Annotated in this window: 8 protein-coding genes; 3 read left to right on the forward strand and 5 right to left on the reverse strand. The window is 39.7% G+C overall.

Going from position 1 to position 13,384, the window contains the following annotated elements; genetic code table 11:
- Window positions 1–10 precede the first annotated feature (10 nt).
- Both ACF3OB_RS06795 and ACF3OB_RS06800 read right to left on the reverse strand, forming a co-directional pair.
- On the reverse strand, window positions 11–1,522 hold the full coding sequence (locus ACF3OB_RS06795; protein WP_095912057.1) for a RagB/SusD family nutrient uptake outer membrane protein: 1,512 nt from the start codon (window positions 1,520–1,522) through the stop codon (window positions 11–13).
- 168 nt (window positions 1,523–1,690) lie between these two features.
- Window positions 1,691–5,053, reverse strand: coding sequence for a SusC/RagA family TonB-linked outer membrane protein (locus tag ACF3OB_RS06800; protein WP_392447209.1), 3,363 nt, complete (start codon window positions 5,051–5,053; stop codon window positions 1,691–1,693).
- A 68-nt stretch (window positions 5,054–5,121) separates the two neighbouring features.
- Between ACF3OB_RS06800 and ACF3OB_RS06805 the strand changes: the two genes are divergently transcribed.
- The gene (locus tag ACF3OB_RS06805; protein ID WP_392447212.1) at window positions 5,122–5,337 is read left to right on the forward strand and encodes a hypothetical protein; all 216 of its coding nucleotides are present in this window, start codon (window positions 5,122–5,124) and stop codon (window positions 5,335–5,337) included.
- 216 nt (window positions 5,338–5,553) lie between these two features.
- On the opposite strand, the gene ACF3OB_RS06810 is transcribed toward ACF3OB_RS06805, so the two are convergent.
- Window positions 5,554–7,785 carry a TonB-dependent receptor family protein gene (locus tag ACF3OB_RS06810; protein ID WP_392447213.1) on the reverse strand — a complete coding sequence of 744 codons (2,232 nt, stop codon included), beginning with the start codon at window positions 7,783–7,785 and terminating at the stop codon, window positions 5,554–5,556.
- A 444-nt stretch (window positions 7,786–8,229) separates the two neighbouring features.
- Here ACF3OB_RS06810 and ACF3OB_RS06815 point away from each other — a divergent pair, with 444 nt between their 5' ends.
- A complete protein-coding gene (locus ACF3OB_RS06815; protein WP_392419900.1) occupies window positions 8,230–8,931 on the forward strand; it encodes an IS1 family transposase in 702 nt (233 codons plus the stop codon).
- 207 nt (window positions 8,932–9,138) lie between these two features.
- Complete coding sequence (locus tag ACF3OB_RS06820) at window positions 9,139–9,822, forward strand: hypothetical protein (protein WP_232745208.1); 684 nt, start codon at window positions 9,139–9,141, stop codon at window positions 9,820–9,822.
- A gap of 291 nt (window positions 9,823–10,113) precedes the next feature.
- On the opposite strand, the gene ACF3OB_RS06825 is transcribed toward ACF3OB_RS06820, so the two are convergent.
- Window positions 10,114–12,423 (reverse strand): TonB-dependent receptor, encoded by a 2,310-nt coding sequence (locus ACF3OB_RS06825; protein ID WP_392447214.1) that lies wholly within the window; start codon window positions 12,421–12,423, stop codon window positions 10,114–10,116.
- Between the two features lie 197 nt (window positions 12,424–12,620).
- Window positions 12,621–13,322 (reverse strand): DUF4198 domain-containing protein, encoded by a 702-nt coding sequence (locus tag ACF3OB_RS06830; RefSeq protein ID WP_392447216.1) that lies wholly within the window; start codon window positions 13,320–13,322, stop codon window positions 12,621–12,623.
- Between the last annotated feature and the right edge of the window lie 62 nt (window positions 13,323–13,384).

Genomic DNA, 13,384 nt, shown 5'->3' on the forward strand with positions numbered 1-13,384 from the left:
CCCTACAATATTATCTTGGATTGGGCTCTAACCCTCGATTGATGGCTTCGGCAGGGATTTGCAACAATTTACGCGGGTCTTCCTTTTCAAGCGGACGATATATTGCGTTTTTACTACTTCGGCTCACGGGAATGTAAAACCTGCGAATATCGAACCAACGCAACCCCTCGTGCAGAAACTCCTTCTGACGGAAATCCACAATGATTTTGATCAGTGCCAATTGTTTTAGCGTCATACCATAAAAAGGCGTGTAAGTCTCGTAATATTTACTATCTACGGTAGTGTAAGCATCTCTGGGACAGGACAAAGACGCTCCCCCGTATTTCCCTCTCCAATAGTCGAGCAGGTCATCTATGGATTTGTCGTACTCGCGTTTCATTGCGTAGGCCTCCATTCGGTTTAGTAACACTTCGTCGGTGGAAAACAGCACGTTAGTTACGTACAATCCTTTCGGACGCGTTCCCGTGCTTCCGAACAATGACAATTCATCAAACTTAGCGATGTACAATCCGTTAGTAATGGCATCTTCCGACGATGAAAATAAATACGTAGTTATAAGATTCAGGTTTTTACCCGCCTCACCACAACCGTCAATTCCTTTGGAATAGAAAATATTACGTACCGTAGCTCCTGTTACTCCGTATTTTTCGTTTAATATATTGCGTTGTATTCTTGATTCGGTAGCGGTAAGCAACAGATTGGCAGGGTCTTCCGTGTGCGTGTATTCTTTGTAGAGTGCCTTGCGATTGAATCGTATTTTTCGCTCATAAGCTGCCCAATTACGAAGCACCTGCTTGGAGTCGGCACCCAGCACATAGTTAGCGTATTCGATGACCAAATCCCATTCTCCCTTTATCAGATAAAACCTTGAAGCAAAGGCATATGCTGCTTTTTTATTAAAGTGAAATTTCGGATTTTTGTAATAATCGTCATTGACCAACGATACGCCCAATTTCAAATCTTTCTCGATTTTTTCATATACCTCAGCCACCGTGCCTCGTTTGTAATCCACCAAAGCGTGTTTTTCGGGTTTGGTCAAATACGGAATACCAGGGCTTTGCTGTGCTTTCTGCGTTCCGTAGGGTTCTGCCCAGATATTGACCAACATAAAATGCAAGTACGCCCGAAGCAAAAAAGCCTCTCCGTACAAAGCCTTTACCCTTTCTGTTTTGGGGTACGAAGCCAACAATTCCAGAGCCTTGTTCGCCTGTGCAATCCCTGCGTAACAAGCATTCCAGTAGTTCAGAGGCGTGTCCAAATCTTCTTGGTCATAATCTTCCCAAAAATACATCGCTTCATTCAGTCGAGAATGTACACCATTGACGCGTTCTGCCACATTGTCGGTTCGGGCTTCGAGGAAAGCAAAATAACTCGCCTCAGGATAAGCCCCCGCCAACAATTCGGCAATTTTCTCCTCCGAATCAATAGCCACATTGAGCGACGAATCGGGGTCTTTGTCCAAAAAACCCTGACACGATGCCAAAAGCATACTTACTAATGTTATTTTTATGATTGATTTCATAGTATTGTTTTTATTTTTATCGAAATAATTATTTCACTTCATTAATATGCCCCGATTGTCAGGCTGAGCGAAGTCGAAGCCTCCCAACAGGGCTTCGACTTCGCTCAGCCTGACAGAAATGTTCTCTTTTTTAAGGCATCATACTTTCTTCTTTTTATATCAATCCTCCTAAAACCCAACATTCACCGTTAGGGTAAATTGTTTGGGAGTGGGGAGCGACACCCCGCCTGAACGATAATACTCGGGGTCTTGTCCTTTGAGGCGACTATCCGAATATATCAAAAACGGATTGGTTATCTGTCCGCGAACGTTCAGCGACTTCATTTTGTAACGCTTGACAACACTTTCAGGCACGTTATACCCCAGCGAAATGTTTTTCATACGTACAAAACTTCCGTCGGCTACTCGGTTTTGCGAATAATTATACGTATTATACGCCTTTTCGATATTTTCCTGACCAATAAGTCGGATTAAATCCTGCGAAGGCAAAGCAGGAACTTCGGTTCGCCATTCGTCGCCAGGGGCTATCCATCGGTCATAATATTCGGTTGAAAATACGTTCAAATCCGCAAAAGCAGGGTCGAAAGACGGATTCAAACGGATTTTATTCCCCGCCTGTGCCGTTACGAAAAACGAAAACTCCCAATTCTTGTAATGGAACGTATTGGACAATCCTCCATTGACATTCGGCTCAATCGACCCGTGATAAATCAGATACGATTTAGAATATTGAGCGTCTAAAAAGTCCGCCCCTACAATGTTTCCGTAAGCTCTGTCATTGAGCGGATACAAACCGAAATCAAACGTTGGCAATCCGTAATTGTTCAAGCCTTGATAGTTGAACGAAAAGAGCGACCCTTTGGGAAAACCCACAATGTTTCCGCGTCCTGCTCCTGCCACCATATCGAACGTATTGGGCGTGTTCAAAAGCCTTGTAATCTTCTGATTCATATAACTTATGGTGAAGTTGGTCGTCCATTTGAAATCATCGGTCAAGATGTTTTTAGAGTTGAGAGCCAATTCCACGCCTCGCGTACGCATATCGCCAAAGTTGGCATATTTGTAATACTGCCCACCCACGCCCGAAGTTCGGATAAGGTCTATCAAATCAAACGAATTTCGTTGATAAATATCAATGGTAGCATTGAGACGATTGTTGAAAAATCCAGTATCAATACCCAAATTCAGTTCGTACATTTTCTCCCAAGTAAGGTCGCGGTTCTCCAAGTGCAAAATACGCAACGCATTCTCGCGGTCTTTGAAATGAAAACGATTCAGAATCACGTTTTTATATACCGCATTGGAGTTAATTGCCTGTTCGTTCATCTTGGCGGTAAGCCCGTAACTAAGTCGGAAAGCAAGGGTTGAAAAGTACTTTTGGTCTTTCATAAAATCCTCTTGGTCAATGTTCCATTTTCCGCCGACATTCCACGTAGGTAGCCAACGCGAACGGCTGTTTTTTCCTGCCGTATTCGACCCCTCGTAGTTAAGCACCGTATTGAAAATATACTTGCCCTTATATCCGTAAGTACCACTGAGTGAAAACGTAAGCCCTCGGTCGTAACGCTCCAACCACGCAAAATAATCATTGCCTTCATCAATCAATTTTTGAAAAATCAACGGATTGGTAAATATCTGATTTCCTTTGTCGTACTGAATCCCATATCCTTGAAAAGGATTCACGGTGCGGTCGGCGTAACGCATTTCGGCAAATCCGAAGGCTTTAATGTCGTGTTCGCCCAACGATTTGTTATAATCCAACGCCATACGAGCCTGATAGCTTTTCAGCGTGGTTTCGGTTTTGTTGAAAATCCCTCCGTGCGTAAGTCCTATTTTAGGTTGCGACAGCGGATTGTCTTTATCTTTTATCAAATAGATGTTTTGCTGAGCCACCCAAGGAGTTTCGTTGGCACGGAATGCCTGTACCACGTTGGAAGGTTCTTTGATGAAATGTGCCGAACTTGTCGAAGCCTGACGCGTGGAAAGCAACGCCGTAGCTTCCAAATCTTTGTTGATTTTGTAAGAAGCCTCTGCCTGTATTTTGAAGTCCAACAGATTGATGTCAAGATAATTGTTTTCGTATTCGTTTAAAATATTAAACGCAGCCCAGTTATTGCGATAATATTCCAACTTGCCATCGTTTGTGCGTGGTCGTAAGGTTCTCGAAGTTCCCAAAGCGTACGAAAACGGATTGATGTCGAAATCTCGCTCGAACGAACCTATGGTCGTGTTTTTGCGTTGGGTAAAAGTCCCAGGAGCTTTTTGGTTTCGCATATTTCCTTGTACGGAAAGCGTAGTTTTGAAATCGTCCGTGATGAAAAACGTACTTTTGAGGTTGGCGGTGATACGCTGTACGCGGTCAGTAATCGTCCAACCTTTGTCGTTAAACAATCCTAATGAAGCGTAAGTAGTCGTATTTTTTCCTCCGCCCGAAAAAGTCAAAGTGTGTTGCTGAATGGGGTTAATTGTGAATAGATGGTTGAACCAGTTGGTATTGACGTATTCGCGTTCTTTGAAGAAAGCCTGTTTGGCTTCTTCCGTATTTTCATAATAATACGTTCCTGTATTAGGGTTAATCGTGCTGATGCCTTTGTACCATTGATAATAAATGCCACTGCGTCTGCCATAAAGGGCATCTCGCAAACTGAAATAGCCTTTGTTTGCCAATTCCTGATATACCGACATTGTTTCCTGTGAGTTGAGCAAATCGTAATCCTTGTAAGAAGGTATCTGACGGAAACTCTGTTCGTACGAATAGGTTATTCGGTTGGGCGTATCGCGTTTGGCGGTTTTGGTGGTAACGACAATCACGCCGTTCAAGGCTCTTGCCCCATACACCGAAGTCGCCGAAGCATCTTTCAATACCTGAATATCTTCAATATCGGCAGCGTTAAGCCCTGCAATGGCGGAACTGATAAGCGTAACAGCATCACCCGATACCAATTGGTCAAGCGTTAATGAAACCAAATCTTCATATACTGCCCCGTCAATGACCCATAGCGGCTGCACGTTTCCGATGATAGAAGCCCCCCCACGAATGTTAATACGCGGAGCGGAACCAAAGGTTCCCGTTACGTTCTGAATGGAAAGTCCTGCTACACGACCTTCGAGCATACGCGACACGTCCGCCACGCCGTCCATTTTCACTTGTTCCATCTTTACCGATGCCGAAGCCCCTGTAAAGACACGGCTTTTTATCTTCTGATAGCCCGTAACCACTACGGCATCAAGCTCCTGCACGTCCTCTTTTAGTACGATATGCATTGTGGAAGCGGTAATTTTTACGCGTTGGGTCTGAAACCCGATGTAACTTACCACTAAGGTTTGTCCGTTTTCGGCTTTTGTGGTGAATTTCCCGTCGATATCGGTGGTTACGCCCACATTTCTTTCCTTTACGATGACGGTCGCCCCCAATAGTGGCATTCCCTGATTGTCCACCACAGTACCCGTTACTTCTTGTTGTGCTATTGCCCATTGCGAGCAAAGTAAAAATATAGTGTATAATAGTTTCTTTATCATTGATTGATTCATAAATGATAATTTTTGTTGTTTATTATTTGATATTATCGAATTTATATTTAAGTCGTGTTATAAAAAGTATGATGGTAGTTCCGATGGTCAACCTGACAGAACCAACCTTGTCTATCTTAAAATCTCCCGCCTGTCATTTCGAGCGGAGTCGAGAAACTATCGTTACAAAACTTATACGTTATATAGGCTTCGACTACGCTCAGCCTGACACTATTTCGCCCAGTCTGACAGAACCAACCTTGTCTATCTTAAAATCTCCCGCCTGTCATTTCGAGCGAAGTTGAGAAATTATCGTTATAAAACTTATACGTTATATAGGCTTCGACTTCGCTCAGCCTGACACTACTTCGCCCAGTCTGACAGAACCAACCTTGTCTATCTTAAAATCTCTCGCCTGTCATTTCGAGCGGAGTCGAGAAATTATCGTTACAAAACTTATACGTTATACAGGCTTCGACTTCGCTCAGCCTGACAGACTCAATATCAATCAGCCTTACAAACTAAAATTTCACATTCACTCCTGAATACACTCCAAAGGGATGACCAGGACGCAAGCCTGCGGGATGTCGCGATACCAAATAGGTTTTATTGGTCAGATTTACCGCATTCACCGTCAATGTCAAATACTTATTGATACGAGCCTTTGCCGAAGCATCAATAATGGTATGTGCAGGGACTGTGTTTCGCTCTGCAAGTGCCCCTTGACCTGGTGTGGTTCGCATATCGCCGTTGTAACGCACCCCTATGTGTAATTCAAAGCCCTTGTATTCAGCCCCCAAGCTGGCGTTAAAGCTGTGTTTGTTGATGTATGGGATTTCATCGCCCACAAATACACGTCCCCAAGTGTTTTCCTCAAACGAGTTCAACATTTCCGTATCCGTATAAGTGTATGAAAGCTGCAACGGAAGCCTCAATTTGTATTCTTTTGGAATGGGTTGGAAGTGCAACATCGCTTCCGCACCTTTCACAAGTGCTTCTCCCACATCAAATTGCTCCAACGTACCACTACCACCCGCCGCCGCAAGGTCGCTTCCCAACATATTACTATATTTATTGCGGAAAAAGATGGCTTCGGCAGTTAATTGACCTACGGAAAGGCGTGTTCCCACCTCCACATTGATACTATTTTCAGGTTTTTGGTTCATTCCCGCACTTGGAGGCGAAAAACCTTTGTGAATTCCCGAGAAAACTGACCAAGCGGGGACAATTCGGTAATGTAATCCCAAACTCGGAATAAAAACACGAGCCGGATTACTCACTTCACGACGAATTTTACCCGAACGGCGTACGTCGTTTTTGGTAAAGTCTTTCTTATGCAAATGTATATCCTCGTAACGCAAACCCGCCGACAGGGTCAGTCCGCGATACGTCAATTTGGACAAAAAATAGGTAGCCAAAGCCGTTGCCGAAGTGATTCGGTTTGCTTGCGAGCCGTGAATGGCAGGCAGGAAGAGTTTCATTTTTCCGTTTTCGATGGCATAGCTATCGTCCCACTGAAATCGGTCTTCGGCATCGCCGTGATAACGCAATCCCGCCTCTACGTCCATAAAAATATCGTTAATATAGAAATGATAATCGAATTTGGTTTGCAAACCACGCGAGTAATAGCCTCGGTTGTTGGCCCTTACAATCAGTCCTTCGCCGTTGTAGTCGGTTTTTCCTGTCAGAATATCGAAATACAGATGATTTGTTTCGGGGTCATCCAAAACGGCATTGATAGAACGCTTTTCGGCAGACGTTATCCCTGCTTTTATATCATTGAGCTTGTACCAATTACGATGGAAAGTGTTGTAATAAGCGTTCGTGGTGATTTTCATTCGCGGAGAAATACTAATCAAGTAGGTAGCAACCCATTGGGTATGCTTGGTGGTGATATTGTCCATTTGAGAGCCAGCGTATCGGAGGAAAGGCGTCTTTTTGAAATCGGCTTCGGACAATCCGACGTACGTTTCATCGGAATCTTCATCGGCATAACCGAATTTTACTTCAAAGGAATGGTTTACGCCTTCTTCTTTATCGGTTTTTGCTATTATTTTGGCAATAAAATCATTACGTTTGATAGCTGCTTTTTGATTGTCGGGCAATTTTTTAAATCCATCGGACTGAAAACGCAGATATTCTACCAAATATCCGAAATTTTTATGACTATTCCCGAAGTTGAAATGCGTTTTAAAGGTTTGATTTGTTCCGTAAGAGGCGTTTAATTTTCCTGCCAACTTTGAGGGAATGGGCGTGGACACCATATTAATAGCCCCACCTGTGGTAAAAGGTCCGTACTGCACTTGGCTACTTCCTTTGAGGACTTCCACGGCACTCATTCGGGCTGCGTTTGGGAAATAATATGCCGCAGGAGCCGAATAGGGGGCGGGAGCTGCTAAAATTCCGTCTTCCATCAGGGTAATTTTTTCGCTGCGTTCGGCTTTTGTCCCGCGAAGACTGATGTTGGGGCGGAGCCCGTAACCGTCTTCCTCATAGACGTTTACCCCAGGTACGGCTTTGAGCATTCGGTTAATGTCAGTATATCCCATTTTTTGGATTTCCGCCGGTGCGATGTAATAAGCTGACCCAGTGCGGTTTCGAGCTTGGAATTTGCTTCCTAAGATTTGATTAGCAGTAACTATGACTTCTTGTAATTCCTGAATGGAATCTTTCTTTTGCTGCTGAGCCTCTTGTGCAAAAATGCTACCAAACACAGACAAAAACAGAAAGAAACTTATCTTATAACGGTACATATAGTGCATACGTTTAACTTAGATTAAATTTTCAGGCGCAAAAGTAAAATTAATTTAGGATAAATCCAAATAAAAAGTTAAAAAGATTAACACCTCAAAATAAGTACCCTTAGGGATATGTTGTCGTACAAGTTTGTTGGTATTTTCATTGAATCCTCGCTCTCAAGAACAATACGGATTGGCAAAATAAAAAACAGGCTTAATGGACATTTTTTAGGCTGCAAACTCTGGAATCCCTTATTGTTACTACCTTTGTAGGCTATCAAAGGTTATGAATAAAAAAAGTGCTTTTACTATGGTAAGAATTTTACCAAGAAAAATGGACTAGTTAAAGGAGTCCAATTGTATAAATGCCAACATTGTGGCAAATAATTTGGTCGTGTTTTAAAAAGTATGATGGTATAAAAATTTGACAATCAGGGAATAAAGTTGTATTTTTGTTGAATGCTAATAACAATTAAACTCCACTGCCCCAATTGTCAGTGCACAAAGATAGTCAAAAATGGGAATAAAAAGAACAAAAAACAAAACTATCTTTGCAAAACCTGTAAACGCCAATTTATAGGCGACCATAATCTGACCTACAAAGGTTGGGCTTCGCATATTGCTGCGAAAATTCTCTTGCTTTTGGCAAGAAATGTAGGTATTCGTGATATTGCTGAAATTGAAAAAGTTAGCATCAAAAAAGTGCTTTCGGTTTTGGTAAATTTCAATCGAGAAATCAAACCCAAACAAAACAAATACAAATCGTTACAAGTTGATGAACTTTGGATTTTTGTAGGAAAAAAGAAGAATAAAAAGTGGTTGATTTATGCTTATTCTGCTGAAACAAAGGAAATTGTAGCATGGGTATGGGGCAAACGAAACATAAAAACAGCCCAAAAACTTCGTGAGAAATTGAAGAAATTGGGTGTTAGTTTTGATGAGATTTGTACATATAATTGGGAAGCTTTTGCGTCTGTTTTTCAAGAATATACACATAAAGTAGGTAAAAAGCATACTACTGATATTGAAGGAAACAACACACTTTTGAGACATCGGATACGCCGAGCCGTGAGGAAAACTTGTTGTTTTTCAAAAAAGTTTAAAAACCATATAAAAGCCTTTGAAATTGTGTTTTTCTACATCAATTTTGGGTGGATTTGAGTATCATACTTTGGGAAATACTACCAATAATTTTTAGGCGGAAATAGAATAAATAATAAGCTATTATGGGAAGAATATACCGTTGGAAAACAAACCTATTCTCAACTCGCCAAGAAATATAATTGTTCAATAAAAACCATTCAGAGACGAATTGATAAGGTCAAAATCAGTGTAGAAAAACCTATTGCAAGAAAGGTTATCGTTTTGATGGATACTACCTATTGGGGCAGAAACTTTGGTGTAACTCTTTTCAAAGATGCTATTACCAAAGAGAACTTACTGAAATATTATGTTCGAAATGAAACCAATGCTATTTATACACAAGGAATTGAAAAATTGAAGGCGTTAGGTTTTCAAATCCAAGCTATTGTATGCGATGGAAGGAAGGGGCTTATTCAATCATTTAACGGAATTCCAGTTCAGATGTGCCAATTTAGCTCATTAGATTTTTATTTTTTTATGGAATTCGCTGATTTAAAAATTCATCAGTCAGCTATTATAAGAAGATATTTGACCAAAAAGCCAAAATTAGAAGCAGCAAAGGAATTAATGAAAATAGTTGATTTGATGGTTATTACTGATAAAGAATCTTTTGAAGGGGCTTTGAGTTTATGGTTTGAAAAGTGGGAAGATTTTCTAAATGAAAGAACTGTTAATATTTTGACAAACAAGAGTTTCTATACACATAAAAAACTTAGAAGTGCTTACAGAAGTTTAAAAAACAATCTGCCTTGGTTGTTTACTTGGTATGATAATTATGAATTAGGCATTCCCAATACAACTAATGCTATTGACGGTCATTTTGCTGATTTAAAGAATAAATTACGCAGTCATAATGGATTGTCCTTAAAGCGTAAAATGAGGTTTATAGATGAGTTTTTAAAGGCATAGAAGCTCTCTAAAAATATCAATCAGACAAAGAAAATGCTATTTAAATTCAAATCAAAATTTAGTAAAAAATTAGAGCCTAAAAAATGTCCATTAGAAACAATCGTCTAAAAAACAGCCTAATTTTTGTCCATTATACCAAAAAACAAGAAACCGAAAAATTTTAACATATATCCTTACTTCACTGTAAAGGGTTAGTATATAGGTTACTACACGGTTTATGGCTGATTTTCGTAATAAAAAAGAGGCTGCCCTAAATTTTTAAGACAGCCTGATTATGGTATGTTATTTTTACTACATTTTGATTTTTACACCCGCAAAAATAGTTCTTGGCAATGCTGGGCCATAAATGTACGTTGGGTCACGTTCCACGCCTTTGTCGAAATCTTTTTGATATTCATTAAAGATGTTTTTTACTCCTGCACTTAGCTCCATATCAAAAAAGTCATTGAAAGAAAGATTGTAAACGGTGTTAAGACCAAAATCGAACATTCCTTTAGAAGTTTTTAATGCGTTTTCACCTTCGTGGAATAGTTCCATAGCTCCTGTGTAAACGCTTGTTAAATTCAGAGTCCATTTTTCTGTAGGTCTGTACGAAGCGGTTAAGTTTCCATAGATGGATGGCGAACGCAATATTTTATCGGTTTCCGCTATAACGGTTCCATCTTCTTCTTCAGCAACAACTTGAGATTTGCTAAATCTTGAACTTTGGAAAGTACTTCCCAATTGGAAAGCAAATTTGGAGTTAGGAGCATATTTGAATTCCACATTAATTCCTTTTACAGTAGCTCTATTACCATTTTGTTTCTGTTTTACTAAAAGTTCATCCTCATCCTCTCCTTCTATCGCAACATAATGGAATGGATTATCCAAATTGGTGTAGAAAGCTTCAAGCATCGCTACTATTTGGTGTCCATCATGCGAATGGTTATATTCTAACGAAGCCGAGAAGCTATCAGAAGTTTCTTTTTTCAGATCCGAAGCAAGTTCCACACGGCGTACATCTCCTGTAATCAATTCAGAGTGAACGTCTTCCGAATAGAATAACGGAGCTCTAAACCCTCGTGAGTATGTTCCTCGTGCAATTACCTCTTTGGTGATATTGTAAAGTAAACTTGCTCTTGGATTCAAAGCCGATACTGATTTTGCTAATAAATTAGAATTGATATTATCCAAACGCAATCCTGCTAAAACCTTAAATTTCGGTGTGATTTTCCAATCCACTTGTGAATACACGCCTAAAATATGCTGATCTTGATTTACCCCTAAGATTTCAGGATTACGACGATTTTCTGCGATTTCATCATATTTATACTCTGCACCTGAAGTCCATTGTAAACTATTTTCATTTACATAGAATTGAGCGGTATGTTGTCCACCTAACACCCAAATGTTTTCACGGGTAATTCCGTAGTTAAGCCCTTCCAAATCATAGGCATCATTTTCAACGTCGTATGCTCCGTAGTAATTGTTTGCTCTTGTGCGTTGTCCACTAATGAATGCCGACCATTTGTTGTTGTACGTTGGTGAATAATAGTCATACGTAGCATTTCCTCCGATGTTGTTAGTTCTGATGGATTCAGCGATGTCCGCCATATGTTCGGGCATGTCGAATTTATTTCCTCCACGACGATCTTCATTCCCGATGTTTAACTCTCCAACTAATTTTTTTCTTTCAGAAATATTATTAAAAAATTTGGCTCCTACGTTCAGATTTCTCAAGCGTGTTAATTCCGAAAAACCATCGTCATTAGCATCGTAAGGTTGTCTCCAACGATTTACCCCATAGAAAGAAATTCCTCTTTGCAAATCATCGCTCACTAAGGAGGCATTGAATGATGCTACTAAATCTTCTGACTTTCCTGCAATCAATGAAGAGGTAATTCCTGCTTGCATCGAATTTTCAGTTGGATTTTTAGTAATAATATTGATTGTTCCTGCAACTGCACTTGCACCGAACAAAGCTGACCCTCCTCCACGAATTACTTCAATGCGTTCAATCATACTTGTTGGAATTTGCTCCAAACCATAAACTCCGTTTAACGAACCAAAAATCGGGCGACTGTCAATCAAAATTTGTGAATAAGCCCCTTCCATTCCGTTGATTCTTACCTGTGAAAATCCACAATTTTGACAATTAACCTCAGTTCGCAATCCAGGCTGAAATACCAAACCTTCCATCAGCGTGGTAGCACGTACTTTTACTAAATCCTTTTGGCTGGTAACACTCACTAAAACAGGAGCTTCTTTACGATTTAGATGAGTTCTTGTTGCTGAAACAACTACCTCTTCAATCCCTAAAACATCTTCCTGTAATTGGATGTTTTTTTCAACAACTTTGTTTGAGACAATATGAATTTTTTCAGAAAAAGGCACGAACCCTAATGAACTTACTTTGAGTAAATAGTCTCCGCTGGGAACCGAGAGTTTAAAAGCACCATTTTTGTCAGAAGTCGTCCATTTTTTCTGATTTGCACTTTCCAATACCACCGTTACGGATTCTAACCGAGCTTTGTTGGAGGAAACGACTCCTTTTAAAACACCTTCTTGGGCATATATTATTAAGGAAAAAAGAAATAAAATAAGCGTAGAAAATACTTTCATAAATCTATTTTTTATTTGTTAAACTAAAATTTTCGGCAAAGCTAAAAAATATATTTGATATGCACAAAATAAAATTAGAATTATTTTAGATAAGATTTTTTATGTGCGATTTTTACTTTTGAAACAACCAAGAAAGGCTGTTAGAAAAAGTTTCCAACAGCCTTCTAATCATGGTGTTTCTAAAATCATGATGGATACTACTTAGCGTAGATTACATACGTAATTGTTTGATAATCCGATTTGTAATCAGCTCCGTTATGCGTTCCTGTCTCCTTTTTAGAGTATGAATATTCTACAATGTACTTTCCTTTCCAAGGTAATGTGAATGAAATTTCACCTTTGTTATTGGAACGAAATGATTGTCCCCAACCATTTTCATACGAAATGTTCACACGCTCTTTTTCTGCCACATTTCCTTCTTTCAAGATTTTGATTTTATTTTTTTGCCCAACTTTAAAATCCGTATTTTCAGCCGATAGCTGTACAGGCAGATTTCCAAATTGTAACTCCTTTTTTTCCTTAGAATTTACATTCACAAAAGCTACCGATTGATAAGTGATTTTCATCTCGCGAAATACATCTTTCACCAAATGAGCCACACTCACAGTATATGTCCCTTTTTCAGTAGGAGTAAAAAACGCAACATAATGACTTTCACGTTTCGTTTTTTGTAAACTTTCAACTTTGCCTGACGGATAAGTAACTTTCACATCAATATCTCTGATATCAGAGAACCACTTTTCACTAAATGTTGGACTCTCTAATTCTCCAAAAAAGATTTTTACTTCGTGTTGTTTGTTGAGTTTTCCTGAAGTGTTGGTTTCCAACCAAACGGTATGTGCTTTAGCAGTGATTGCCAAGCAGAATAAAACGATAAAACTGATTGTTTTCTTCATCATAATATGTATTAAAGTTAATAAGTTACTTATATAAAAAACGTTTGTTTTTCCGAGGAATCTAT

This window comes from Capnocytophaga canis (genome assembly GCF_043187445.1).
GTDB classification, from domain to species: Bacteria; Bacteroidota; Bacteroidia; order Flavobacteriales; family Flavobacteriaceae; genus Capnocytophaga; species Capnocytophaga canis.